Source organism: Pseudomonas sp. S60 (assembly GCF_016647865.1).
GTDB classification, from domain to species: Bacteria; Pseudomonadota; Gammaproteobacteria; order Pseudomonadales; family Pseudomonadaceae; genus Aquipseudomonas; species Aquipseudomonas parafulva.
Map to the genome: position 1 here is coordinate 1 of NZ_JACVVH010000061.1, position 26485 is coordinate 26485.

At 64.5% G+C, this 26485-nt stretch carries 23 protein-coding genes and 1 riboswitch; of the genes, 7 read left to right on the forward strand and 16 right to left on the reverse strand.

All coding sequences use genetic code 11. The annotated features are described in order from the left end of the window. Positions 1-247: 247 nt before the first annotated feature. Positions 248-1270, reverse strand: a complete 1023-nt coding sequence (gene motB, locus IAE33_RS22000; protein WP_201165160.1) for a flagellar motor protein MotB — start codon at positions 1268-1270, stop codon at positions 248-250. 3 nt (positions 1271-1273) lie between these two features. Further along, on the reverse strand, positions 1274-2125 hold the full coding sequence (gene motA, locus IAE33_RS22005; protein ID WP_028631846.1) for a flagellar motor stator protein MotA: 852 nt from the start codon (positions 2123-2125) through the stop codon (positions 1274-1276). A 130-nt stretch (positions 2126-2255) separates the two neighbouring features. On the opposite strand from motA, the gene IAE33_RS22010 reads away from it, so the two are divergent. From IAE33_RS22010 to asd, 3 genes are read left to right on the forward strand one after another with little or no spacing between them, the layout of a single operon-like run. Then, positions 2256-3791, forward strand: a complete 1536-nt coding sequence (locus IAE33_RS22010; protein WP_201165162.1) for an HDOD domain-containing protein — start codon at positions 2256-2258, stop codon at positions 3789-3791. 44 nt (positions 3792-3835) lie between these two features. Continuing rightward, entirely contained in the window at positions 3836-4645 is an 810-nt protein-coding gene (locus IAE33_RS22015) for a rhodanese-like domain-containing protein (RefSeq protein ID WP_201165164.1), read from the forward strand. A 9-nt stretch (positions 4646-4654) separates the two neighbouring features. Next, on the forward strand, positions 4655-5512 hold the full coding sequence (gene asd / locus IAE33_RS22020; protein ID WP_201165174.1) for an archaetidylserine decarboxylase: 858 nt from the start codon (positions 4655-4657) through the stop codon (positions 5510-5512). Positions 5513-5584: 72 nt separating this feature from the next. On the opposite strand, the gene serB is transcribed toward asd, so the two are convergent. Further along, complete coding sequence (gene serB / locus IAE33_RS22025) at positions 5585-6802, reverse strand: phosphoserine phosphatase SerB (protein WP_028631850.1); 1218 nt, start codon at positions 6800-6802, stop codon at positions 5585-5587. 134 nt (positions 6803-6936) lie between these two features. On the opposite strand from serB, the gene IAE33_RS22030 reads away from it, so the two are divergent. After that, entirely contained in the window at positions 6937-8388 is a 1452-nt protein-coding gene (locus tag IAE33_RS22030) for an AhpA/YtjB family protein (protein WP_201165175.1), read from the forward strand. A gap of 67 nt (positions 8389-8455) precedes the next feature. On the opposite strand, the gene IAE33_RS22035 is transcribed toward IAE33_RS22030, so the two are convergent. From IAE33_RS22035 to IAE33_RS22075, 9 genes are all read right to left on the reverse strand, one after another. Beyond that, a complete protein-coding gene (locus tag IAE33_RS22035) occupies positions 8456-9166 on the reverse strand; it encodes a PqiC family protein (protein WP_028631852.1) in 711 nt (236 codons plus the stop codon). 171 nt (positions 9167-9337) lie between these two features. Next, positions 9338-11593, reverse strand: a complete 2256-nt coding sequence (gene parC / locus IAE33_RS22040; RefSeq protein ID WP_201165177.1) for a DNA topoisomerase IV subunit A — start codon at positions 11591-11593, stop codon at positions 9338-9340. A gap of 10 nt (positions 11594-11603) precedes the next feature. Then, positions 11604-12122, reverse strand: a complete 519-nt coding sequence (locus tag IAE33_RS22045) for a retropepsin-like aspartic protease family protein (RefSeq protein ID WP_028631854.1) — start codon at positions 12120-12122, stop codon at positions 11604-11606. Then, positions 12119-13105 (reverse strand): esterase-like activity of phytase family protein, encoded by a 987-nt coding sequence (locus IAE33_RS22050; RefSeq protein WP_201165179.1) that lies wholly within the window; start codon positions 13103-13105, stop codon positions 12119-12121. Before IAE33_RS22050 ends, IAE33_RS22045 begins: the two co-directional genes overlap by 4 nt. After that, the gene (parE, locus tag IAE33_RS22055; protein WP_028631856.1) at positions 13102-15006 is read right to left on the reverse strand and encodes a DNA topoisomerase IV subunit B; all 1905 of its coding nucleotides are present in this window, start codon (positions 15004-15006) and stop codon (positions 13102-13104) included. The genes IAE33_RS22050 and parE overlap by 4 nt, the downstream gene beginning before the upstream one ends. Positions 15007-15041: 35 nt before the next feature. After that, a complete protein-coding gene (locus IAE33_RS22060; RefSeq protein ID WP_201165181.1) occupies positions 15042-15650 on the reverse strand; it encodes a YqiA/YcfP family alpha/beta fold hydrolase in 609 nt (202 codons plus the stop codon). A gap of 132 nt (positions 15651-15782) precedes the next feature. Then, positions 15783-16556 carry a 3',5'-cyclic-AMP phosphodiesterase gene (gene cpdA, locus IAE33_RS22065; RefSeq protein ID WP_201165193.1) on the reverse strand — a complete coding sequence of 258 codons (774 nt, stop codon included), beginning with the start codon at positions 16554-16556 and terminating at the stop codon, positions 15783-15785. 40 nt (positions 16557-16596) lie between these two features. Further along, a complete protein-coding gene (locus tag IAE33_RS22070) occupies positions 16597-17049 on the reverse strand; it encodes a DUF1249 domain-containing protein (RefSeq protein ID WP_028631859.1) in 453 nt (150 codons plus the stop codon). After that, positions 17040-17657 (reverse strand): NUDIX domain-containing protein, encoded by a 618-nt coding sequence (locus IAE33_RS22075; protein WP_028631860.1) that lies wholly within the window; start codon positions 17655-17657, stop codon positions 17040-17042. Before IAE33_RS22075 ends, IAE33_RS22070 begins: the two co-directional genes overlap by 10 nt. 185 nt (positions 17658-17842) lie before the next feature. Between IAE33_RS22075 and IAE33_RS22080 the strand changes: the two genes are divergently transcribed. Further along, a complete protein-coding gene (locus IAE33_RS22080; RefSeq protein ID WP_201165183.1) occupies positions 17843-18589 on the forward strand; it encodes an RsiV family protein in 747 nt (248 codons plus the stop codon). On the opposite strand, the gene cytX is transcribed toward IAE33_RS22080, so the two are convergent. Then, positions 18558-19841: a putative hydroxymethylpyrimidine transporter CytX gene (cytX, locus tag IAE33_RS22085; protein ID WP_201165184.1), complete on the reverse strand. Its 1284-nt coding sequence runs from the start codon at positions 19839-19841 to the stop codon at positions 18558-18560. The two genes, IAE33_RS22080 and cytX, sit on opposite strands and share 32 nt — an antisense overlap. Before the next feature lie 147 nt (positions 19842-19988). Continuing rightward, positions 19989-21869 carry a phosphomethylpyrimidine synthase ThiC gene (thiC, locus tag IAE33_RS22090; RefSeq protein WP_201165186.1) on the reverse strand — a complete coding sequence of 627 codons (1881 nt, stop codon included), beginning with the start codon at positions 21867-21869 and terminating at the stop codon, positions 19989-19991. A 154-nt stretch (positions 21870-22023) separates the two neighbouring features. Then, positions 22024-22130: riboswitch (TPP riboswitch) on the reverse strand. Positions 22131-22289: 159 nt separating this feature from the next. Between thiC and IAE33_RS22095 the strand changes: the two genes are divergently transcribed. After that, positions 22290-23723, forward strand: a complete 1434-nt coding sequence (locus IAE33_RS22095) for a TolC family outer membrane protein (RefSeq protein WP_201165188.1) — start codon at positions 22290-22292, stop codon at positions 23721-23723. 24 nt (positions 23724-23747) lie between these two features. Here IAE33_RS22095 and waaA read toward each other — a convergent pair whose 3' ends face one another. Both waaA and IAE33_RS22105 read right to left on the reverse strand, forming a co-directional pair. Next, entirely contained in the window at positions 23748-25019 is a 1272-nt protein-coding gene (waaA, locus tag IAE33_RS22100) for a lipid IV(A) 3-deoxy-D-manno-octulosonic acid transferase (RefSeq protein ID WP_201165189.1), read from the reverse strand. 11 nt (positions 25020-25030) lie between these two features. Continuing rightward, on the reverse strand, positions 25031-25921 hold the full coding sequence (locus tag IAE33_RS22105; RefSeq protein WP_028631866.1) for a LysR family transcriptional regulator: 891 nt from the start codon (positions 25919-25921) through the stop codon (positions 25031-25033). A gap of 84 nt (positions 25922-26005) precedes the next feature. Here IAE33_RS22105 and IAE33_RS22110 point away from each other — a divergent pair, with 84 nt between their 5' ends. After that, positions 26006-26338, forward strand: a complete 333-nt coding sequence (locus tag IAE33_RS22110; protein ID WP_201165191.1) for a DMT family transporter — start codon at positions 26006-26008, stop codon at positions 26336-26338. Positions 26339-26485: the final 147 nt, after the last annotated feature.

Sequence of the window (26485 nt, forward strand, 5' to 3'; positions counted from 1 at the left end):
AGCTCGCGATGCGCCGCGCGGGCGGCGCTCGATTTCCCAGGCGCTGCACCTGTAAAGGCGAATACCCCCCAGCCCAACCGCATTTTGCCGGTGAAGGGTCCCGGGCTGAGATTGCATCAGGGCCGCCAAGTGTTCGCCACAACATGATCTGCGCCTACGAGCCCGAGCTCCGCGCGGGCGGCGCTCGATCCCGCAGGCGCTGCACCCGTTACGCCAAACAGCCGTCAGCCCTGATACCGCCAAAGGCCTATTGCTCCTTGGCTTCATCCATCTTCAGCGCGCCATCTTCAAAGATATTCAGCTTCTGGCGCAACTCGCGGGGCTGCATGGGCGCCTGGTCGTTGTCATTGTCGGCCGTGGGCGCAGCGGGTGCCGCAGCGCCGGGCGCCGACGCTGGGGCGGCGGGCGCTTGTTTCGAACCTTGCTCGCCCTCGATATCACGCTGGGCCTTCTTGGTCAGCACGATGATGTCGATGCGGCGGTTCACCGGGTTGAACGGGTTCTTGCGGTCGAACAGCGATGACGACGCATAGCCCACCACCCGCGCCACCTGATCGTCCGGGTACCCGCCGGCCACCAGCGCCCGGCGCGCCGCGTTGGCGCGGTTGGCCGACAGCTCCCAGTTGCCGAACTCGCCAGTGCCCGCATAGGGTTTGGCGTCGGTGTGGCCGCTGACACTGATCTTGTTCGGTACGGTCTTGATGGTGTCTGCCATCGCCAGCAGGATGTCTTCGAAATACGGCTGCAGGCGCGCGCTGCCAATGTCGAACATTGGCCGGTTCTCGGCATCCATGATCTGGATACGCAGGCCGTCCTGGGTGATCTCGAACAGGATCTGATCCTTGAACTTCTGCAGTTGCGGGTTCTCTTCCACCTTGTTCTGCAGCTCTTGCAGCAGCAGCTCCAGGCGCTCCCGCTCAACCTGCTCGGCCATGGTTTCAACCTGGTCCTTGTTCACCTCGATGGTGTTGTCGGGGGTAGGCTCGGACTTCTCCGTCGGGTTGATGGTTTTTTCCGGGGCCAGTTCAGGCGACCCGCCCAGGTCGATGACGTAAGGCGTGCCACTTTCCGAAAAACCGATCGGGTCCTTGAAGTAGCCGGCGATGGCAATCTTCTGCTCCGGCGTGGCCGTGGAAAGCAGCCACAGCACCAGAAAGAACGCCATCATAGCCGTCGCGAAGTCGGCAAAGGCGATTTTCCAGGCGCCGCCGTGATGGCCGCCGCCAAAGCGCTTTACGCGCTTGACGATGATGGGCTGGTTGTTTTCCATGGATCAGCGACCGCGTACCGCTTGTTCCAGCTCGGAGAAGCTGGGGCGATGCTTGGGGTACAGCACCTTGCGCCCGAACTCCACGGCCAGCGATGGCGGCATCCCCGAGGCCGACGCCACCAGCGAAGCCTTGATCGATTCGTAGAGGTTCAGCTCCTCCTTGGCATCGTGCTCCAGGCACTTGGCCAACGGGCCGAAGAAGCCGTAGGCCGCCAGAATACCGAAGAACGTCCCCACCAGCGCCGCGCCTACGTGCATGCCGATGGCCGCCTGGTCGCCGTCGCCCAGCGAGGCCATGGTCACCACGATACCCAGCACCGCAGCCACGATACCGAAGCCGGGCATGCCGTCGGCCACGCCGGTCACCGCATGCGACGGGTGCTCCAGCTCTTCCTTCATGCTCAGCAGCTCCATGTCGAACAGGCCCTCGAGCTCATGCGGGGCCATGTTGCCGGTGGACATGATGCGCAGGTAGTCGCAGACGAACGCGGTCATGCGTTCATCGGCCAGCACGGTCGGGTACTTGGCAAAGATCGGGCTGGCCGAGGCATCCTCGATGTCGGCCTCGATGGCCATCATGCCCTCACGGCGGCTCTTGTTCAGAATCTCGTACACCAGCCCCAGCACCTCCAGGTAGTAGGCATGGGTGAAGCGCGAGCCGAACATCTTCATCGACTTCTTGATGACGTGCATGGTCATGTAGCCGGGGTTGGCCTGCAGGAATGCACCAAAGGCCGCACCGCCAATGATCAGTACTTCGAACGGCTGGATCAGTGCCGCGATCTTGCCGTGGGAGAGCACGTAGCCGCCGAGCACGCTCGCGAATACGACGATGATGCCGATAATTTTAGCCATAGATTCAAAGCACTTGCTGTCGTGGTCAGGGGATGTGGCGGAAGCGTCAAAACTCTTCTTCTACTTATCGGCAGAACTGCGCCAGACTATAGCCACTCAAAGCGAAAAGCCAGTTCGGACTGATGTCAAAATGCCAATCGAAACTAAGGTACCCGGCCAGGCTCCACGTACGTTAGAGGCCTGGGTAAAGCTGCTGGAAAGCATTCGCATACCTGTGCCCAAGCACAGCTATGACCGGGTAATGGCGGCCATCAACGACAATCGCCGCTCACTGCGCGATATCGCCGAACTGATGCAGGACAGCCCCGCCCTGGTGCTGTCGGTGATGCGTGAAGCCAACCACCCCACCAACGCCAGCCAGGCCGAGCCTGCCGAAAGCCTGGAGGTGGCCCTCAACCGCCTGGGGCTGGAGCGCAGTGCGCAGTTGCTCAAGCGCCTGCCATCAGTGCCAGCCGAGAACATCCCGCCGGTGCTCTGCCAGTTCCAGCTGATCAGCCAGCATGCCTCGCAGCAGGCCAGTGGGCTGTTCGCCAGCCGCCTGGCGCGGCTCTGGCAGGAAATCCACTGGGGCAGCCTGCTGTTCCTGTCGCCGCTGTGGCCACTGGCGCTGGCCCACCCCAAGCTGCTGGACACCTGGGAGCTGCGGGTCATCCATAAAGGCGAGGTGGCCGCAGAGGTCGAGCATGAACTGTTTGGCGTCCGTATCCTGGAGCTGTGCCGGGCCATGGCCGAGCACTGGCGCCTGCCACAGTGGGTCACGCTGGGCTATCGCCTGCTGCTCGAGGAGCGCGAGCAACTGGCACAGGTGCTGAACATAGCCCGCGATGAAGACCTGCTCAGCCAGCAGCACAGGCTGGACGCCGAGCCCGGCCTGCGCCGCTGGTTCAACCAGCCGGCCAACACCGTACTGCTGGCCAACAACCTGGCCCTGGCCGCTCAGGTGGGCTGGGACAACCCGCACCTGCTGCGCTGGCAACTGCTGACCGCGCTTTACCTGCAGACGTCGCTGGAAGACGTGCAGCAGCAAATGCACCAGCAGGCCGCTGCCAGTGCCCGCCGCCATGCCAGGCTGGCGCTGTTCCACCCCGCCGAGGCGCTGATCTGGCCCTGGCACCAGCGCCGACCGCACCCAGATATGCTGGCACCGCCGCCCCCTACCAGTGACGACCTGGCACGTTGGCGCACGCTCTGCCAGGACCTGCTGGCCCAGCCGACCCCGTTCACCAACACCGTCCACCTCGCCACCCAGGCACGCGAAGCCCTGCTGGCCTGCGGCATGCAGCGCGTACTGCTGCTCGGGCTCGACCGGGCCAACGACTGCCTGCGCGTGCAGCAGGTGGCCGGCCTGCCCAAAGAGGCCGCGAGCCTGGTGCTGCCCGTTGCGCCGAACAAGCTGTTACAAAAATTGATGGCCCAGGCGGGGCAGTTGCGCATTACCCCCGAGAACCACACCCAGTTCAACGCCCTGCTGCCCGCCCCACTGCGTGCCCTGTTCCGCGGCGAGCACGTGCTGCTGCGCTCCCTGGCGGTGAATGACCAGGTACTCATGCTGATGGTGGCCGACCAGGGTTGCAGGCCCATGGCCGATATCAGCGTGCAGGCCTTCGGCAAGACCGCACAATGCATCGAGCGGGCCCTGACCGTGTTTGCCAACCGCAAGGCCTGAGCCTTGCGCTACAATCGCCCCTCTTTGCACACTGGAGACCGTGGATGAGCGACTTTTCCGGCCTGCCGCTGGTGATCGAGCCCGCAGACCTGCTGCCACGCCTGGCTTCGCCCCAGCTGATCCTGGTCGACCTGAGCAGCGCCAACCGCTATGTCAGTGGCCATGTCCCGGGCGCGCACTTTGTCGACGGCAAACGCACCCAGCTCGGTCAGCCACCGGCCCCTGGCCTGCTGCCAGCGCTGGGCGACCTGGAAAAACTGTTCGGTGAGCTGGGCCACCGTGATGATGCGGTGTACGTGGTGTACGACGATGACGGCGGCGGCTGGGCCGGGCGCTTCATCTGGTTGCTCGACGTGATCGGCCACACGCGCTACCACTACCTGAATGGTGGCATCCAGGCGTGGCCTGCGGACAAACTGTCCACCGAGGCCCCGGCCAAGGGCACTACGCCAGTGGCACTGCACATCGACAATACGCCCACTGCCACCCGCGAGTACCTGCAAAGCCGCCTGGGCGCCGACGACCTGGTCATCTGGGATGCCCGCGGTCCGCAGGAATTCAGTGGCGAGAAAGTGCTGGCGGCCAAGGGCGGGCACATACCCGGTGCGATCAACTTCGAGTGGACCGCCGGCATGGACCTCAACGACCACCTGCGCATCCGCCCTGACATCGCCCAGGTGTTGCAGCAACTGGGCATCACCCCGGACAAGGAAGTGATCACCCACTGCCAGACCCACCGCCGCTCCGGTTTCACCTACCTGGTGGCCAAGGCCCTCGGCTACCCACGTGTCAAAGCCTATGCCGGCTCGTGGAGCGAATGGGGCAACCACCCGGACACGCCTGTAGAAGTCTAAGGAACCTGCATGAAATCCCGTCTGTTCATCATCAGCCAGTACCTGCTGCCGCACCACCTGCTGTCACGGCTGGCCGGCTGCGTCGCCGAGTGCCGTGTGCGCTGGTTCAAGAATGCCTTTACCGCCTGGTTCGCCAAACGCTACCAGGTCAACATGACCGAAGCGCTGGTCGAAGACCTGAGCGCCTATGAGCACTTCAACGCCTTCTTCACCCGCGCCCTGAAGCCAGGTGCACGGCCGCTGGACGACACCCCCGGCAGCATCCTGTGCCCTGCAGACGGTGCAGTCAGCCAGCTCGGCCCCATCGAGCACGGCCGCATCTTCCAGGCCAAGGGCCACGGCTACAGCGCCCAGGAACTGCTGGGCGGCGACCCGGCCATGGCTGCGCCATTCATGGGCGGCGAGTTTGCCACCATCTACCTGTCACCCAAGGACTACCACCGCGTGCACATGCCGCTGGCAGGTACCCTGCGCGAGATGGTGTACGTGCCCGGCCGGTTGTTCTCGGTAAACCAGACCACGGCAGAGAACGTGCCAGAGCTGTTTGCGCGCAACGAGCGCGTGGTGTGCGTGTTCGACACCGAGCGCGGCCCGATGGCGGTGGTGCTGGTGGGGGCGATGATCGTGGCCTCTATCGAGACCGTATGGGCAGGGCTGGTGACGCCACCCAAACGTGAGCTGAAAACCTACCGCTACGACGACGCCAGCCGCGCGCCCATCCACCTGGAGAAAGGTGCCGAACTGGGCCGCTTCAAGCTGGGTTCGACTGCCATCGTCCTGTTCGGGCCACAGCAGGTGAAGTGGGCGCAATCGCTGGGCGCAGCCTCGGCCGTGCGCATGGGGCAGCAGCTCGGCCTGCCAGCCTGATGTCCTGCTGGGGATAACGCCGCCTGCGTGTGGGAGTGGGTTCACCCCCGCAGCAGGCGGCTAACGCTGCGCCTACGCCGACTGCGCGTCGCGGTCGCGCAGGCCCAGCAGGTACAACACCCCATCCAGCCCCAGGGTCGAAATGGCCTGTTTGGCCGACTGGCGCACCAGCGGCTTGGCGCGGAACGCCACGCCCAGCCCTGCCAGCGACAACATCGGCAAATCGTTGGCGCCATCGCCCACGGCGATGGTCTGCTCAAGCTGCAAGCCCTCTTCGCTCGCCAGCTTCTGCAGCAGCTCGGCCTTGCGCTGAGCGTCAACGATCGGCTCCACCGCCACACCGGTCACCTTGCCGTCGACCACTTCCAGCTCGTTGGCAAACACATAGTCGATGCCCAGCCGCGCCTGCACCTGGCGGGCAAAATAGGTGAAGCCGCCCGACAGAATGGCCGTTTTGTAGCCCAGCCGCTTGAGTTCGGCAAACAGGGTCTCCGCCCCTTCGGTGAGGCGCAGCGACGCACCGATCTGGTCCAGCACACCCACGTCCAGGCCCTTGAGCAGCGCCATGCGCTCCTTGAAACTGGCGCGAAAATCCAGCTCGCCGCGCATCGCCCGCTCGGTGATCGCCGCCACCTGCTCACCCACGCCCGCCGCCTTGGCCAGTTCGTCGATCACCTCGGCCTCGATCAGCGTCGAGTCCATGTCGAATACCGCCAGGCGGCGGTTGCGGCGGAACAGGTCGTCCTTCTGGAAAGCAATGTCGATGCTGAGCGCTTCGGACAAGGCAAAGAACTCGGCCCGCAACGCCTGGGCATCATCAGGCTCACCGCGCACCGAAATCTCGATGGCCGCCTTGCCCTTGCTGGTATCGGCATCCAGCGCCACACGGGCAGACAACCGTTCGATGCGCTCGATGGTCAGGTTGTGCTGGCTGATCACCGCACTGACCTGCTGCAGTTGGTCCGGGGTGATCTTGCGGCTCAGCAGGGTCACCACGTGGCGCGCGTCACCGTGGCCGTCGGCCCACTGCTGGTAATCCGCCTCGGAAATCGGCGTGTAGCGCGCCTGCAGGTTCAGCTCGTGGGCCTTGGCCTGCACGCTCTGCAACAGCTTGGTGGCCACTTCGTTGTCGGGGATGTCCACCAGGATGCCGAACGACAAGGTGCCGTGCATCACCGCCAGGCCGATGTCGAGAATGCTCACCCCGCCCTGCAGCAGGACGCCGGTGATGGCAGCAGTGAGACCGGGGCGATCTTCACCGGTGATGTTGATCAGGACGATTTCGCGCACAACCTGGCTCCGACTTCGATGAAAAATGCGCATTCTACCGACTTTCCGTGACCATCGGGCGCCAACGATACTTTGCCGACAAAACCCGGGTCGCTATACTGCCCCCCACTTCATGCCATTAAGAGCCGAGCTCAGTGAACCGGCCCACGCCCGTCAAAGCAGACAACTTCTTCCTGATGATCTATCGCGCCCTGAGTCAACGTCGCGTGCCACTGGCACTGCGCATCGCCTGCACCAACATCTTCCTGGTGGCCCTGGCGCTGGTGATCTATGCCTGCGTGATGGGTTTGCAGTTCAAGCAGGCCATGCACGAGCAAGCCGACGCGCTGGGGCAGAGCCTGACCACGCAGACAGCCACCTCGGCGACCGAACTGCTGGTGGCCAACGACATCCTCAGCCTCAATGTGCTGCTGGGCAACCTGGTGAAGAACCCGCTGGTGGCCCATGCGGCTATCTATAGCGTCGACAACCGCATCCTCGCCGAAGCCGGGCAGCGCCCGCGCAACAGCCTGATCGGGGAAACCGAGGGGGTCTATCAGACCAAGATCACCTTCCAGGACGTCACCGCCGGGCAACTGCGCATCAGCCTGGACATGAGTCAGTTCCAGCAACCCATGCTGATCAGCCTGCAGAGCATGGGCATCCTGGCCGCCATTTTGCTGGTACTGGCACTTACCCTCAGCCTGCGCCAGGGCCGCTACATCACCCTGCCACTGTTGCAACTGCGGGTGTGGCTGCGTGACCCACAGCACTACACCCCGGCCACCGACCGCCAGGACGAGATCGGCGATATCGCCCGCCAGCTGCACGCCCGCCTGGCCCCGCCGCCGCCTCCAGAGCCGGAACCGGAGCTGGAAGACGAGGACGAGCTGGAGCATGACCTGCACAGCGCACCTGCCGCCAAGCCTGCACCACGGGCAAGGCCGGCTGCAGTGGACGAAGACGATGACGATGCCTTTGCCGGCCTGCTGGATGACGAAGCGACCAAACCGCTGCCCATCGAGTCGGATGAACCGCAGTTCAGCGCCATACTGGCCGTGCAGCTGGGCTCGCAGGAGCAGCTGCGGCGCCTACCACGTACCCGCCTGGCCGAGCTGACCGAACGCTACCAGGACTGCCTGGAGCAAGCCGCCTCGCTGTATGACGGTGAAACCCACACCCTCAATGACGGCAGCACGCTGGTGCTGTTCCACAGCCGCGAGTGCGGTGAGGACTACCTGACCAATGCCATCTGCTGCGGCGAGCTGCTGCGCGCCTTGGGCCATGCGCTGCAAATCGAGGTGGCCGACAGCGGCATCACCCTGCAATTGCAGCTCGGCCTGACCTTGGGTAACGACCTGCACGGGCTGGAGCTGGTGGACGTGCTGATAGCAGAAAAGGTACAGGACGCACTGGCCCTGTCGCAGCACAGCCGCAACCTGCTGCTGGTGGAACGCAAGATCAGCGACGACGCGCTGATCCGCCAACGTGCCCGCATCCGCCCCATCGCCAGCCCAGAAGGCGCGTGCTGCGTAGAGCGCCTGATGGAGCCCTACCCCTCCATGCTCGAGCGGCAACTGGCGCGCATGCACGAGGGCCGGGTCTGACACCCACCCCAGCAGCCACACGCAAAAAAGCCCGCATCAGCGGGCTTTTTCTTACTTAACGCCAAGATCAGAACCGATAGACTTCCATATCGGTACGAATCGGGGACGCCATGGGGATCTTCGATTTCTCAGGCTGCTTCTTCACCTGCGCAGGTGCAGCAGGTTTTTTCGGCGCAACCTCGGCAATCGCTGGCTGGTTGGCCAGAGGCTTCACGGCCGTGCTCAGCTGCTCAGCCAGCTTTTGCAACAACTGGCCCTGGGCCTGCACCTGGGATGCTTCGCTGCCCTCGTGCTGTTGCTCAAGATGAACGATGCGGTTGTCACGTACCTGGCCGCGGCGGTCGAGTACGCGCCACTGGGCATCCAGAATGGCCGGTTGGTTCTTGCCTGAGTCCAGCCGCGTGATCGACAGCAGCACCTGCACATCCGGGCTGAAACCCGCTGTGGCCGGCGCCAATACCACACGCTGGCTGTCCAGGCGCCAGGCCAGCTGTCGGACAAGCAGTTGGTCGATGTCCGAAGAAAGGCTACCGGCCCAACGGCCATCGGTGGCGGCGCTCAGGCTGCCGTCAGCCTGGCGTTGCAGAAAGGTTTCGCGTTGCAGGTAGTCGGCCACCGAGACAGGGCCCAGCACCACAGCCATGCCAGCACTCTGCGACGGCTGGCCAGGCTCACCGCTGTCGAGCTGGTACAGGGCCACAGGCTGATGCATGGTGCACCCACCTAGGCCCAGCAAGCCAGTCATCAACAGCGCAAAAGGAATGCGCAGAAATTTCATCATCCCATCCAAGCGGATGCCTTCAGGCATACCGCAGTGATACACAATTATTCAAACGGGCGCACGGCTACGCCGGCGCCGCAAGGGGCATATCATCCGCGAAATGGCGGCCCGACTCCAGCATTTCTGCCCGCACAGGCGGTGAAATCGCCAATGCGGGCCTTGCGGGCGTCAGGCCGGGAGCTCGACCTGCAACCCGTCGACCCGCTGGAAGCCACGTGGCAACTTGCTACCGCGTCGGCCACGCTCGCCCTTGTAGTGCTCCAGGTCATCTGCCTTGAGCGACAGCGTGCGCTTGCCAGCCCGCAGCACCAGCGTGGCGCCCTCGGCGATCACGGCAATATCGGTGACGAACTCTTCACGGCTGGCCACCCGATCACCCGGCACCCCGATGATCTTGTTGCCCTTGCCCTTGCCCAACTGCGGCAGGTCGCTGACCTTGAACACCAGCAACCGCCCTTCGGTGGTCACCGCCGCCAGCCAGTCCTGCTCACGGCTGGCCACCGGGCGCGGGGTCATCACCTTGGCACCGTTGGGCAGGTTCAGCAGGCCCTTGCCGGCCTTGTTCTTGGCCTGCAGGTCTTCACCCTTGACCACGAAGCCATAGCCCGCGTCGGATGCCACCACGTACAGTGCATCGTCTTCGGGCATCAAAACGCAGTCGAAGGTGGCACCCGGTGGCGGGGTCAGGCGCCCGGTCAGCGGCTCGCCCTGCCCCCGGGCAGACGGCAGGCTGTGGGCCGCCAGCGAATAACTGCGCCCTGTGGAGTCGATCAGCACGGCAAACTGGTTGGAACGCCCGGCAGCGGCAGCCTTGAAGCCATCGCCGGCTTTGTACGACAGGCCCGTGGCATCGATGTCGTGCCCCTTGGCACACCGCACCCAGCCTTTTTCGGACAGCACCACGGTGACGGGCTCGGTCGGCATCAGCTCGTTTTCCGACAGGGCCTTGGCTTCGGCACGCTCGACGATCGGCGAACGGCGGTCGTCCCCGTAGGTTTCGGCATCCTTGATCAGCTCACTGCGCACCAGCTTGCGCAGCTTCGCCTCGGAACCCAGCAGGGCCTGGAGCTTGGCCTGCTCCTTGAGCAATTCGTCCTGTTCGCCGCGGATCTTCATTTCTTCCAGACGGGCCAACTGGCGCAGGCGGGTCTCGAGAATGTAGTCGGCCTGGATTTCAGTCAGGTCGAAACGGGCGATGAGGGCCTGCTTGGGCTGGTCTTCGGTGCGGATGATGTGGATCACTTCATCCAGGTTGAGGAAGGCGGTGAGCAAGCCATCCAGCAGGTGCAGGCGCCTTTCCACCTTGTCCAGACGGTGCTGCAGGCGGCGGCGCACCGTGTTGGTACGGAACTCAAGCCACTCCAGCAGCAGGGCACGCAGGTTTTTCAGCTGCGGCCTGCCGTCCAGGCCGATGATGTTGACGTTGACCCGGTAGCTGCTCTCCAGGTCGGTGGTGGCGAACAGGTGCTGCATCAGCTCAGCCGCATCCACCCGGTTGGAACGCGGGATGATGACGATGCGGCAGGGGTTCTCGTGGTCGGACTCGTCCCGCAGGTCGGCCACCATCGGCAGCTTCTTGGCCTGCATCTGCGCGGCAATCTGCTCCAGCACCTTGGCACCGGAGACCTGGTGCGGCAGCGCGGTCACGACGATATCGCCATCTTCGACGCGGTACACGGCGCGCATGCGAATGGAGCCGCGCCCGCTTTCGTACATCTTCAGGATCTCGGCCCGCGGCGTGATGATTTCCGCCTCGGTCGGGTAATCCGGCCCCTGGATATGCTCGCACAGTTGCTCGATGGTAGCCTTGGGCTCGTCCAGCAAACGGACGCAGGCACTGGCCACTTCGCGCAGGTTGTGCGGCGGCACGTCGGTGGCCATGCCCACGGCGATACCGGTGGTGCCGTTGAGCAGAATGTTGGGCAGGCGCGCCGGCAGCACGGCCGGTTCCTGCAGGGTGCCATCGAAGTTGGGTACCCAGTCCACGGTGCCCTGGCCCACTTCGCTGAGCAGCACTTCGGCGTAGCGCGACAGGCGCGCCTCGGTGTAACGCATGGCCGCGAACGACTTGGGATCGTCCGGCGCGCCCCAGTTACCCTGGCCGTCGACCAAGGTGTAGCGGTAGCTGAACGGCTGCGCCATCAGCACCATGGCTTCGTAGCAGGCCGAGTCACCGTGGGGGTGGAACTTGCCGAGTACGTCACCCACCGTACGCGCCGACTTCTTGTGCTTGGCGTCGGCGTCCAGCCCCAACTCGCTCATGGCGTACACGATGCGCCGCTGCACGGGCTTGAGGCCGTCACCGATGTGCGGCAGGGCGCGGTCCATGATCACGTACATGGAGTAGTTGAGGTAGGCCTGTTCGGTGAAGTCAGCCAGTGAGCGGCGTTCTACGCCATCCAGGCTGTCTTGTAAGTCGCTCATGCGAGCCTCGTCATTTCAGGTTCTGGCGCAACAGCATGGTGCCGCCGCGCTGGGTAAATTCAAGTTGTTTCAGGGCGCTCATGCCCAGCAGCACGGTGTCGTCGTCCAGGCCGGGTATCACCACCGCGCGCACGTTCTGCAGGTGGATATCACCCAGTTGCAGGTCTGCAAGGCGCGTGCTGTAACCGGCGGCCCGGCCATTGGCGGTGCTCAGCACCACGGGGCTGCCGCGGGTGAGCCCCAGCTTGCCAGCCAGGGTTTCGGGCACGGCCACGTCCGTGGCACCGGTGTCGAGCATGAAGTGCACTACCTGGCCATTGATGGCGCCATCGGCCACGAAGTGGCCCTGGCCATTGCCCAGCAGGCGCACCTCGATAAAGCCTTGCCCATGGGACGACTGGACCTGGGCGTTGGGGTTGCGCTGGCGGTCTTCCCAGTCACCAAAGTAGCGGGTGGCCAAAAACAACGCGGCCGCCCAGGCCAGGATCATCAGTACCCTGCCCGCACGCCTGCCGGGGGCCTGGCTCATGGCTTGGCGCTCCAGCCGCCTTGCGGCGCGGCGAAGCGCCAGACGATGGGGCGTGCCTCGCCGTCGGCCCTCGCACCCTCGTTGTTGTCCAGGCCGACCCAGGCGCCTTTGGCATCGATCACCAGCGCTTCGGCCACGCCGAACGGCTGGTCGTAACGGCGGTGCTCAACCAGTGCATCGGCAGCGAACGACCAGCAACGCTCCACCTGACCAGTGTCTACGTCGCGCCGGCAAATACGGTAGGCATTGCGCTCAAGCGTGAACAGCTTGCCCTCGAACCAGGCCAGGTCGGCAAAGTCCCGCGAACGCGGCCGGGCATTGGGCATCTGCGCGGGCTGCATCTCGGTACCGGCTTCGCTGAGCAGCACACAGCCTCGGCCACAGGACCACACCGACTGCTGCCGTTCGATGGCCACCAGGCCACGGCGCTCACGCTCTGCCGCCAGCCACAGGCGGTCACCTGCCGGGTTGATCGCCAGTCCTTCGAACAACGCATTGAAGTTCAGCAACATGCCGCTGGCACGGGCCTGGCGCACCATGGCCGAGTCAATCTTCAGCCAGCCCGGCTCACCCGCCTCGGGCAGTTGCAGCACCGCTGCATGGGCCTCACTGACCAGGTAGAGGTTGCCCGCCTTGTCACAGGTGAGGCCCTCGAAATCCAGCTCGCCACCGCGCACCAGGCCCGCAAGCCAGGTGCGGGTCTTGAGCCCCCATGGCAAGCCGCTTTCCGGTACCGCTGGCGGGTTGAACAGCAGAGGTTCGGCACGCCACACGCTGGCTTGCTGGTCGAGGCGGTAGATGCGGTCGTCATCACGGTCCGACACCCCCCACAGGCTGCCCCGGCACTGGGCCAGGCCAGACATGTTGCCGGCACGCATGCCGTCGATGGGGTGCTCGGCGACCAACTGCAACTCGGGCCATTCGTCTGCCACACTCGGCAGGGCCGCCAGCGCCAGCAAGGCCGCCAGAAGCAGACGGATCAAACCATGACCTCGGCCAGGTTGCCTTTGGTTTCCAGCCAGGCCTTGCGGTCACCCGCACGCTTCTTGGCCAGCAGTTTGTCCATCAGCTCGCAGGTGGTCTGTACGTCGTCCAGGGTCAGTTGCACCAGGCGCCGGGTGTTCGGGTCCATGGTGGTTTCGCGCAGCTGGGGCGGGTTCATTTCGCCCAGGCCCTTGAAGCGCGTAACCTGGGGCTTGCCGCGTTTCTTCTCGGCCACCAGGCGGTCGAGGATGCCGTCGCGCTCGGCTTCATCCAGGGCGTAGTAGATTTCCTTACCCAGGTCGATGCGGTACAGCGGTGGCATGGCCACATAGACGTGCCCGGCCTCGACCAGGGCGCGGAAGTGCTGGACGAACAAGGCACACAACAGGGTGGCGATGTGCAGGCCGTCGGAGTCGGCGTCGGCCAGGATGCATACCTTGCCATAACGCAGCTGTGCCAGGTCGGTGGCCCCCGGGTCTACGCCAATGGCCACGGCAATGTTGTGCACTTCCTGGCTGGCCAGCACTTCACCGCCATCCACTTCCCAGGTGTTGAGGATCTTGCCACGCAGGGGCAGGATGGCCTGGAACTCCTTGTCCCGCGCCTGCTTGGCCGAGCCGCCGGCCGAGTCACCCTCGACCAGGAACAGTTCGGCGCGCATCGGGTCCTGGCCTGCGCAGTCCGCCAGCTTGCCAGGCAGTGCCGGCCCCTGGGTGATGCGCTTGCGCTCGACCTTCTTGCTCGCCTTCAGGCGCCGCCCAGCATTGCTGATGGCCAGCTCGGCCAACTGCATGCCCAGCTCGGGGTGGGCGTTGAGCCACAGGCTGAAGGCATCCTTGACCACGCCGGAAACGAACGCCGCCGCCTCGCGGGAAGACAGCCGCTCCTTGGTCTGCCCGGAGAACTGCGGGTCCTGCATCTTCATCGACAGCACGAAGGTGATGCGCTCCCACACGTCCTCCGGCGCCAGCTTCACGCCACGGGGCAGCAGGTTACGGAACTCGCAGAACTCGCGCATTGCGTCGAGCAGGCCCTGGCGCAGCCCATTGACATGGGTACCGCCCTGGGCGGTGGGGATCAGGTTGACGTAGCTTTCCTGAATGCTGTCTCCGCCTTCGGGCAGCCACAGCAGGGCCCAGTCCACCGCTTCCTTGTTACCGGCCAGGCTGCCGCAGAACGGCTCGTCGGGCAGGCGCTGGAACTCGCTGACCGCATCCACCAAGTAGGAGCGCAGGCCATCTTCGTAGTGCCACTCCACTTTCTCGCCGCTGGTCTTGTCTTCGAACGTGACCAGCAGGCCCGGGCACAGCACGGCCTTGGCCTTGAGCACGTGCTTGAGGCGGCTGACAGAGAACTTGGGCGAATCGAAGTACTTGGGGTCCGGGCTGAAATACACGCTGGTGCCGGTGTTGCGCTTGCCCACCGAACCGACCACCTCCAGCTCGCTGGCCTTGAAGCCATCGGCGAAGGTCATCTGGTATTCGTTGCCATCACGTTTCACGCGCACACGAACCTGGGTGGACAAGGCGTTCACCACCGAGATGCCCACGCCATGCAGGCCGCCGGAGAACTGGTAGTTCTTGTTGCTGAACTTGCCGCCGGCGTGCAGCTTGGTCAGGATCAGCTCAACGCCGGAAACCCCTTCCTCGGGGTGGATGTCCACCGGCATGCCACGGCCATCGTCGCTGACCTCCAGCGAGTGGTCGGCATGCAGGGTCACCTGCACCGAACGGGCGTGGCCGGCCAGGGCTTCGTCGACGCTGTTGTCGATGACTTCCTGGGCCAGGTGGTTGGGGCGGCTGGTATCGGTATACATGCCCGGCCGCTTGCGGACCGGGTCAAGGCCCGAGAGGACTTCGATGGCGTCTGCGTTATAGGCGCTAGCGCTGGGATTGGCCATGGGGTCTCGTCGTCAGTCTGGTGAATGCGAAAAAATCAAAATACAGAAAAATCGAGGGCCGCATACTGCGCGCGCTCAATGCCGGCAAACGCCAACAAGGCCGGCAGCCGCTCGGCGAAGCCCTGGAAACTGTGGTCGCCACCCGCCTGGATGCGCAGGGCACAGGCGCGGTAGTAGCGCTCGGCATGCCGGTAGTCCAGGGTTTCGTCGCCGGTTTGCAGCCAGACCTGGTAACGGCTGGCGTCAGCGGGCGGTGGTACCTCCAGCGTGGCCAGGGCCTGGACGTGGTCGTGGGTGAGTTCCCAGGCCTCGCCGGTATGGTGGTTGTGCTGGGTGCCCAGGTAGCCGTCAAACAGCGTGTGCGGGTTTACGGCCGGGTTGATCAGCAACGCCTTAAGGCCATGGCGCTCGGCCAGGTGGGTGGCATAGTAGCCGCCCAGCGAACTGCCGACCAGCAACGGCGCGCCCAGCTCGGCGATGGCAGCTTCGAGCTGGGTGATGGCATTGCGTGGGTGATGGTGCAAGGCAGGCAGGCGCAACTGCTCGGCAAGGCCGATCTGCTGCATGACAGCCTCCAGCTGGCGCGCCTTGGTGGACAGCGGCGAGCTGTTGAAGCCATGGATATAGAGGATGGAACCCGACATGCTGCCCCCGGAATCTGTGACTTCGCGCCTGGTGACGCCGGCGCAGGGACGCGCAGTGTAGCGCGTTCGACGGGTTTTGACGCTGCGTGGCGGGTTTGGCAACACTTTTAACGCTCAGCGCTGGCGTACCCGTCAGTACCCTGGGCTGTCGAAGTCCAGCGCCACGACGAAGTCCCGCGCCCGCTCAACCCCCGTCTCGATCACCCCGTCGGCATGCAGGCGCAGCCAGCGGTAGCCTGGCTGCTCGTGGCTTACCTGGAAGTCCTCGCTGCGCGCCGCGAACTGGATGCAGGTAGAAGGTGTAGCCAGTAGCCGTCGGCCCTCGCGCCATTCATCCCATTCTTGGTGCACGTGACCCCACAGCAAGGCGCGCACCTGTGGGTAACGCGCCACCACTGCGAACAGCGCCGGGGCGTTGCGCAGGGCGATGGGGGCGATCCAGGCGCAGCCGATGTCCACGGGTTGATGGTGCATGCACACCAGGCAGTGCCGCCCGCCCGCACTGGCCAGCGCGGCATCCAGCAGCGCCAACTGGGCATCGTCGAGCCAGCCGTGAGCGGCGCCCGGCACGGCCGTATTGAGCATGATGATGCGCCAGGCGCCCCGGTCTGTAACGGGTTGCACCAACTCGGGCGCAACCTGAGCCATGACTTGGGCTTCGTCATGGTTGCCTGGCAACCAGCGGGCAGGTGCGGCAAAGCCTTCGGTCAGTTGGCGAAACGCCGCGTAAGACGCAACGCTGGCATCCTGGGACAGGTCACCGGTGCACAACAGCAGGTGGGTGTCCGGCTGCTCGCGCAATGCCTGGGCCACCACATGGCGCAGGCTGTCACGGGTATTCAGGCCCAGCATGCTGCCGCCAGGGTCGGCAAACAGGTGAGCATCGGTCAGTTGCACCACATTCACGGTGCCGGCAGGGTTCAGGTGCGGCAACGGCCGTCTCCTTTCAGCGGGCGCTTGCCAGTTCGTGGCCACAGGCCAGGCAGTGGCTCAGCCACTCACCCAGAAACAGATTGAGCTGGGCCTTTTCGTCCGGCTGGTGCATGGCGTCATTGGGGTAGGGATAGATGCTGCGCAGCCGGCGGGCATGCTCGGCGCTGACCACTTCGGCCATGCGCGCATCGTGGTACACCTGCACCTCCATGACCGGTACCGGCAGCCAGGGCAGGCTGTGCTCCTGGCGCACGCGCAAGGTGGTGGTATAGGGGCAGGCCAGCACCACTTCGAGCACCAGCACACCGAGCATCTGATCGCCCTGGGTCATGCCGATGCGGCGCGAACTCTGGGTGCTGCGCATGTCGGGCAGCAGCCGCATCAGCCGGGCGTAATTGGCTTCGCAGGCGGCCTGCAGCCCGGCCAGGTCGACCCGGTAGCGCTCGCGCAACAGGTTCACTTCCACATACCCCGGACTTCGTCACGGTTCAGCGCCAGCCATTGCAGGCCAATGATGGTAGCGGCGTTGCAGATACGGCCGTCACGCACCGCCTGCAGGGCATCCTCGAACGACCAGACGCGCACGCGGATGTCCTCGCCTTCGGCCTCCAGGCCATGCAGGCCACCCGCCCCCTCGGCACTGCAACGGCCCAGGAACAGGTGGACGTATTCATCACTGCCGCCCGGTGAGGGGAAGTAGCGGGTCATCGGCCACAGCGCGCTGAAGGTGAGGCCGGCCTCTTCTTCGGCTTCGCGGTGGGCGACCTCTTCGGGCTGCTCGTCCTTGTCGATCAACCCTGCAACCATCTCGATCAGCCAGGGGTTGTCGGCCTTGCCCAGGGCACCGACGCGAAACTGCTCGATCAGCACCACTTCATCGCGTTGCGGGTCGTAGGGCAGTACGCACACCGCGTCGTGGCGCACGAACAGCTCACGGCTGATCTCGCGCCCCATGCCACCGGCAAACAGCTCATGGCGCAGTTGCAGCTTGTCGAGCTTGTAGAAGCCCTGGAAGCAGTTGGCCCGCTTGACGATCTCGACCGCCCGGGGCACTGAATTCAACGTGTCTGACATGGAAATCCTCATTACCTCGATACCGCTTCGCGCCATCCTACTCTGCACGCTGGCACGTTTCACCCCCCAGCAGCAACCGTTGGGGCACACGGGACAGCAGGCCGTGTCTCTGTTAGCTTAGTGGCGAACTGAAGGCCGCGCCGACAGTCAAAGGCCGACTTTTCCCTGTTCTTGCAAGGATCATCATGACACTTGTCAAACTGACTTCCGTGGCTGTGCTGGCCATGGCCCTGGGTGCTTGCCAGAGCCTGTTCGCGCCCAACTACCGAGCCCCCCTCGAGGTCAAGCGCGAGGCCTGGGAGCACGTGAAACCCGGCTGCAGCGAACGTGACTGCCCGCTGGTGAACATAGATACCGTGCACTTCCCGGCGCTGCCCAAGCTTGACGCAATCGTTGAAAAACGCCTGCTTCAGCTGACCGAAGACAACGCACGCGGCAGCGCACCGGCCACCCTGCAAGCCTACGAGCAGCAGTACCTGGCCAGCGCCGACAAGCGCAACAGCAGCTACCTGCAGGCCAAGGTACGCGAGCAGCATGACGGCTTGGTGATCGTCGAACTGTCCAGCTACCTGGACACCGGCGGTGCCCATGGCATGCCGGGCCGCGCGTTCATCAACTACTCACGCAAGCTGGACAAGGTGCTGACCTTGCAGGACATGCTGGTACCCGGCCAGGAAGACACGTTCTGGAAGACCGTCGAGGAGTCCCACCGTGCCTGGCTGATCAGCGTCGGCATGGACAAGGACGCCGAGTTCCTCAAGACCTGGCCGTTCAAACGTTCGCCGCACATTGCCCTGACCTACGGCGCGGTGGTGGTGAAGTACGAGGTGTACGCCATCGCGCCGTATTCCATGGGCCATGTAGAGCTGAAAATCCCCTACCCGCGCCTCAACGGCGTGATCAAGCCTGAACTGTTCCCCGGCCGCGGCTGAGGCTCAGTACACCGTAGGTCAGCCCTGCCAGCAGCACCGCCGGCAGGGTAGCCCCCAGGTCCGCCGCCTGCGCTGCGATCACGTGGTAGGCCACCGCGCCGATCCCCCAGGCCAGCAACGCTGGCCAGTGCAATGGGGTGGCCTGGGCCGGCAGGCGGCGACGGCGCACCCCGTAATGGTCCACCAGTACCACGCCGAACAGTGGCGCGAACACCGAACCGATCAGCAGCAGGAAGTTCTCGTACTGGGCCAGCGGGGCCAACAAGGCAATCAGGGTGCACAGCACACCGATCACCAGGGCCAGGTGCTCGACCTTGACCGGCACCAGCACGCCGCTGGACACCGCTGCCGAATGGATATCGGCGAAGGCCTTTTCCGATTCGTCCAGCAGGATGAGCAGCAACGGGATGCCCATACCCGCCCCCGCCAAGGCCAGCAGCAAGGCATTGACCTCACCGCTGGCAGCGAAGGCGAGGGTGTAGGCCACGCCAAGGCTCATCAGCCAGGTGTTGCCGATGAAGTAGCCCAGCACCGTGCCGCCGAACACCTGCCGGCCATCGCGGGCAAAGCGCGAATAGTCGGCGATCAGCGGCAGCCATGACAGGGGCATGGCGATGACGATGTCAAAGCCCACCGCCAGCGACATCGAGCCATCGCCGCTGCGGTTCCACAGGGCGGCCAGGTCGGCCTTGGCGAACAGGTTCCAGGTCAGCCACAGGCAGGCGCCCAGCAGCAGCCAGATACCCCAGGCGCGCAAGATCTTGCGCACGAAGGCCAACGGCCCGCTGACTGCCAGCGCGGTGGCCAGGGCGCCGAAGCACAGCGTCCACAGCATGGGGCTATTCCAGGCACTGTCTTCGCCGAACGCGCGTGCGCCCAAAAGGCTCGCGGCGTCGCGCATGACGATGATTTCAAAGGCGCCCCAACCCACCAGTTGCAGCAGGTTGAGCAGCGCCGGTAACCGTGCGCCATGGCTGCCCAGGCTGAGCTTCAGGGTACCCATGGCGGACAGCCCGGTGTCGCTGCCGATCACCCCGGCGGCGCCCAATAGCAGCACCCCGACACCTGTGCCCAGGGCGATGGCAAGCACCGCGCCGGCAAGGCCCAGGCCCGGTGCCAACATGGCGCCGACTTGCAGCACCATCAGGCCGATGCCGAGGGAGAACCACAGGGAGAACAAGTCGCGAGCGCCAAAGATGCGCCTGGCAGCGGGGACCGGGTGGTCGGGGGAGAACGGGCTGGGGGTGGTCATTGTTGTGATCGCCGAGAAGGTTGAGATGGGTGCTGAAGCGGCTGGCCTCTTCGCGGGTAAATCCACTCCCACAGAGCAGTTCACATTCCTGTGGGAGCGGGTTTACCCGCGAAGGGGCTAGCCGCTTCGGTGCAGGTGTAAAGCCGGTTACACCTTGTGGTACAGCTGACTGCCTTCCTGGCGGAACCGCTCGGCCTGCTCACGCATGCCCTGCTCCACCGTAACGTCAACGGTTTCGATCTTGGCGGCGTACTCGCGTACTTCCTGGGTGATCTTCATGGAGCAGAATTTCGGCCCGCACATGGAGCAGAAGTGCGCGACCTTGGCCGACTCCTTCGGCAGGGTTTCGTCGTGGAACGCGCGGGCGGTGTCCGGGTCCAGGCCCAGGTTGAATTGGTCCTGCCAGCGGAACTCGAAGCGTGCCTTGGAAAGCGCGTTGTCACGGATCTGCGCGCCGGGGTGGCCCTTGGCCAGGTCCGCAGCGTGGGCGGCGATCTTGTAGGTGATGATGCCGGTCTTCACGTCGTCCTTGTTCGGCAGGCCCAGGTGCTCCTTGGGTGTGACGTAGCAGAGCATGGCGCAGCCGAACCAGCCGATCATCGCCGCACCGATGCCCGAGGTGATGTGGTCGTAGCCCGGTGCGATATCGGTGGTCAGCGGGCCAAGGGTGTAGAACGGCGCTTCGTCACAGCATTCAAGCTGCTTGTCCATGTTCTCCTTGATCAACTGCATGGGCACATGGCCGGGGCCTTCGATCATGCATTGCACGTCGTGCTTCCAGGCAATCTTGGTCAGCTCGCCCAGGGTTTCCAGCTCACCGAACTGGGCCGCGTCGTTGGCATCGGCAATCGACCCCGGGCGCAGCCCATCGCCCAGCGAGAAGCTGACGTCGTAGGCCTTCATGATTTCGCAGATTTCTTCGAAGTGGGTGTAGAGGAAGTTCTCCTGATGGTGCGCCAGGCACCACTTGGCCATGATCGAACCCCCGCGGCTGACGATGCCGGTGACGCGCTTAGCGGTCAGCGGCACGTAGCGCAGCAACACCCCGGCGTGGATGGTGAAGTAGTCCACGCCCTGCTCGGCCTGCTCGATCAGGGTATCGCGGAACAGCTCCCAGGTGAGGTCTTCGGCCACGCCGTTGACCTTTTCCAGGGCCTGGTAGATAGGCACGGTGCCAATCGGCACTGGCGAATTACGGATGATCCACTCGCGTGTTTCATGGATGTGCTTGCCGGTGGACAGGTCCATGACCGTGTCCGACCCCCAGCGGATGCCCCACGTCAGCTTGGCCACCTCCTCCTCGATGGAGGAACCGAGTGCGCTGTTGCCGATATTGCCGTTGATCTTCACCAGGAAGTTGCGGCCTATGATCATCGGCTCCAGCTCTGGGTGGTTGATGTTGGCCGGGATGATCGCACGGCCACGGGCAACCTCATCGCGCACGAACTCCGGGGTGATCTGCTGCGGGATACTGGCGCCAAAGCTGTGCCCGGCGTGCTGCTCGGCCAGCAGGCCCGCGGCCCGGGCTTCCTGCAGCTTCATGTTCTCGCGGATGGCCACGTATTCCATTTCGGCGGTGATGATGCCCTGGCGGGCATAGTGCATCTGCGAGACGTTGGCACCGGGCTTGGCCCGGCGCGGGTTGCGCACGTGGGCGAAGCGCAGCTTGGCGAGTTCGGCATCGTTCAGGCGCTCCTGCCCGAAGTGGGAGCTGAGCCCGGCCAGGCGCTCGGTATCACCGCGTGCCTCAATCCAGGCCGAACGCACATCGGCCAGACCCTTGCGCACGTCGATGAGCACGCTGGGGTCGGTGTAGGGGCCGGAGGTGTCGTAGACCAGCACCGGGGCGTTGGTTTCGCCACCAAAATCGGTGGGGGTGTCGTCCAGGCTGATCTCGCGCATGGGCACACGGATGTCCGGGCGCGAACCCTCGGCATACACCTTGCGCGAGCGCGGAAACGGTTGCACGGACTGCTGATCGACCTGGGCCGATTCACTGAGGTTGATCGCTTTTTCTTGTTTGGTCATCACAGGCTCTCCAGACGGCTTCCAAGCGGTGGAATGTCGGGGTGAACCTGAAGGACGCGGATGCACTCCTAGACGGGTGCGGTGCCAAAGACGAGGTGCCAACAGCCGCAAGCAGCTGAGACATTCCCGGACCTGGCACAAGAGGCTCCCCGGGAAGGCGAGCAATCTTGTTCCCTACGCAGGCGCTAACCTGATCAGGTTCAACGGGATCCGCACCTATGCGATCTCAGCCTTTGCTTCAAGGCACCCCGACAAGAACATGCGCAGTCTAGACTGGAGTGGCCCGCAAAGCCAAGCGGCTATCGGCCCGGACGATCGGCGGTGAATAGGCGATTGTTGCCCGGTGCACACCGCACTACACTGCGTCATCGCACGATACTCAACAGTTCAGTAATTACATTTCGTACAAGGATTGCACCTATGCTGCGCAAACTTTCACTGGCCCTCGCCGTGTCTTGTGCATCCAACGCGATGGCCTGGGCAGCAGACGTGCCCCCAACGGTGAAGACCGACCTGGTCAGCGTGTACCAGGAAGCCGTGGACAACAACGCCGACCTGGCGGCAGCCCGCGCCGACTATGGCGCGCGGCGCGAAGTGGTGCCCCAGGCCCGTGCCGGGTTGCTGCCCAACCTGTCGGCGGGTGCCGAGATGATGAACACGCGCACCAAGCTCGACGAGCCCTCGATCACCTCTACCCGCAGCGGCAACGCCTGGAGCGCGACACTGGCCCAGCCGATCTTCCGCGCCGATCGCTGGTTCCAGTTGCAGGCTGCCGAGGCAGTCAACGAGCAGGCCGCACTGGAATTGTCGGCCACCGAACAGAACCTGATCCTGCAGACCGCGCAAAGCTACTTCGCAGTCTTGCGCGCCCAGGACAACCTGGCCGCGACCAAAGCCGAAGAGGCCGCACTCAAGCGCCAACTGGACCAGTCCAACGAACGCTTCGACGTGGGCCTGTCGGACAAGACCGACGTGCTGCAATCCCAAGCCAGCTACGACACCGCAAGGGCCAACCGCATCATTGCCGACCGCCAGGTGCAGGATGCCTTCCAGGCCCTGGTCACCCTCACCAACCGTGAGTACACGTCGATTCAGGGCGTGGTGCACAGCCTGCCAGTGCAGGTGCCGACCCCTAACGACGCCAAGGCCTGGGTAGAAACCGCAGGCCGGCAGAACCTGAACCTGCTGGCCACCAACTACGCGGTGTCTGCCGCTGAAGAAACCCTGCGCCAGCGCAAGGCCGGCCACGCCCCTACGGTGGATGCAGTGGCCAAGTACCAGAAGGGCGACAACGACAACCTGGGGTTCAGCAACCCGTCGCCGCTGGGCGTGCGCTATGGCGGTGACGTGGAACAGACCACGGTGGGCCTGCAACTGAACATCCCGATCTACAGCGGTGGCCTGACCAGCTCCCAGGTGCGCGAGGCTTACCAGCGCCTCAGCCAGAGCGAACAACAGCGTGAGAGCCTGCGCCGCCAGGTGGTGGAAAACACCCGCAACCTGCACCGGGCGGTGAATACCGACGTGGAGCAGGTGCAGGCGCGCAAGCAGTCGATCATTTCCAACCAGAGTGCGCTGGAAGCCACTGAAATTGGCTACCAGGTGGGCACGCGCAACATCGTTGACGTGCTGGATGCGCAGCGCCAGCTGTATACCTCGGTGAGGGATTACAACAACAGCCGCTATGCGTACATCCTCGATAGCCTGAGCCTCAAGCAGGCAGCCGGCACGCTCAGCCCGCAAGACCTGCAGGATCTGAAACGGTACCTGAAACCGGACTACAACCCGGACAAGGATTTCCTCCCGCCGGACCTGGCGGCGGCGGCGGCCAAGAACTTCGAGCGCAGGCGCTGAAACGTGGGCCGCGTGGCGGCGGCCTTACCTCAACAACCCATTCAACCCATCGATCAACCGCTGCAACGCCCCCTGGTTGGCCCGCATCACTGCCCTGCCCGCCTCGCCCATGCGCTGGGCATCCTCCGGTAACTCGACCAGGCGCTGCACCGCCTGGGCCAGCCCGTCGGCATCGTCCACCTGCTGCAGCGCCCCGGCCTCGCGCAGCATTGCGCTGATTTCGAGGAAGTTGAACACGTGCGGCCCCATCAGCACCGGTAGCGCCAGCGCGGCGGGCTCCAGCGGGTTGTGCCCCCCTGTCGCCACCAGGCTGCCACCCACGAAGGCGATGTCGGCCAGGGCATAAAGGAACAGCAACTCGCCCATGGTATCGCCCAACAGCACCTGGCTCTGGCCCTGCACAGCGTCCCCAGCGGAGCGGCGTACCGTTGCGAACTGCTCGCTGCACAGGGCATGCACGGCAGCGAAGCGCTCGGGGTGGCGCGGCACCAGAATCAGCAATGCATCGGCATGGCTCTTCAGCAACTGCTGATGAGCCTGGAGAATCAGTGCGTCTTCGCCTTCATGGGTGCTGGCGGCGATCCACACCGGCCGCTGGGCTGCCCCCCACTGCTCGCGCAGCGCCTTGGCGCGGGGCAGCAGTTGCGGGTCGACTTGCAGGTCGAACTTGATCGACCCCGTCACCTGGACGCACTGCGGGCGCGCACCCAAGGTGCGGAAACGCTCGGCCTCCGCTTCGGTCTGCACCGCAATCAGGCTCATCTCGGCCAGCATGGGCCGGGTCAGCCTGGCAAAGCGGCCATAGCCACGGGCCGAACGCTCCGACAACCGCGCATTGGCCAGCGCGACCGGGATCGAGCGTTTGGCGCACTGATGGATATGGTTGGGCCATAACTCGGTTTCCATGATCACGCCCAGTTTCGGCTGCACATGGTCCAGAAAACGCCCAGCCGCCCATGGCAGGTCATAGGGCAAGTAACAATGCTGCACCCGGGGTTCGTCGGCGAACAGGGCGCGAATACGCTCCGAACCGGTTGGGGTCATGCAGGTGAGCGTAATCGGCAACTGCGGGTAGGCCTTGAGCAATGCGCGCACCATCGGCGCTGCGGCGATGCTTTCACCCACCGACACCGCGTGTACCCATATACCGCCCTTGCGCATGGCTGGCAGTTTGAATGCAAAGCGCTCACCCACGCGCTGGCCGTAGGCAGGCGCCTTGCGCGCACGCAGGTACAGGCGCAGCGCAACGAGTGGCAGACCGAGGTGAAACAACAAGGTATAGAGAGTTCTGTTCATGACGGCGGAGTTTACCCGATAGCACGCAGGTGTACCGCAAAGCGCTCGGCCAGCCACTGTGCGGCGGGCCCAAGTGGCTCGTCCCGGCGCCAGGCCAGTTCCACCACCAATGCCGGTGGACGCCATTCGCTGGCCAGCTCGACCATGTGCGCCTGATAGGTCGGGTATTGCACCACATGCCGCGGTAGCCAGGCCCAACCCAGGCCGCGCATCAGCAATTCGGCCATGGCGTAAAAGCTGTCGGCCCGCCACACCTGCGGGCTGATTGCCTCGCCGCCCGGGTAGCCGCTCTGCTGGGGGGTAACCAGCAACTGGCGGTGGCGTGCCAGTTGCTGACGGGTCACCGGGCCGGCCTGCGCCAGTGGGTGGTCAACGGCGCACACGGTTACCATCTCCACACTCCCCAGGGCACGCCGCTCCAGCGATGCCGGCATGCTTTCGTGGTGGAAAAACAGGCCAAGGTCAGCGCGCCGCTCGACCAGTTTGCGCGCTACGTCACCCTGGGCGCCGCTGGCCAGTTGCACCTCTAGAAACGGGTAACGGCTGGCCAGTTCATCCAGGCTGTCGATGACGGGCTGGTAGGGCATGGCTTCGTCTTGAGCCACCCGCAGCAGGGCTTCCTGGCCGCGCATCAGTGCCAGGGCACGGCCGTCCAGGCGTTCGCACTGGCGCAACAACTCGCGGGCATCGGCCAACAGGGCACTGCCGTTTTCAGTGAGTTTCGGCTGCCGTCCGCTGCTGCGCTCGAACAGCGTGACGCCAAGGTCAGCTTCCAGCAAGGCGATGGCATTGCTGATTGCGGACTGCGCCCTGCCCTGCTCCCGCGCTACTGCTGAGAATGAGCGCAGCTCCGCCACGCGCAGGAAGGTGCGCAGCTGCTCCAGGTTCCATAGCTCGGCCATTAACCTATCTCCATACCAGATAGGTAATGACTTTACCGCATCCTGGCACCCTCTAGAATGCGTGCATCATCAGGAGAAACCGTCATGAATGCTTACACGTACCTCGCCATCGCCATCTGCGCCGAAGTTATCGCCACTGCTTCGATGAAAGCGGTCAAAGGGCTAAGCACGCCGTTGCCGCTGCTGTTGATGGTGGTGGGCTACGGGATCGCGTTCTGGATGTTGACGCTGGTGGTGCGCAGCATTCCGGTGGGGATTGCCTACGTTGTCTGGTCAGGTTTGGGCATCGTGCTGATCAGCGTGGCGGCACTGGTGATCTATGGGCAGAAGCTGGACGTGCCCGCCATGCTGGGCATGGCCATGATTGTTGGGGGCGTGGTGGTGATTCAGGTGTTTTCCAAGACGGCGGGGCATTGATGCTTGGCTGGGAGGGCGCGAGCCGGGGCGGTTGGTTTGGATTGCTTGGGTAGAGGGTCGTTTGGTGTTCGCCATTGCAGTTGCCGCGTCTGGGAAATCGAGCGCCGCCCGCGCGGCGCATCGCGAGCTGCGCTCGCTCCTACGTTT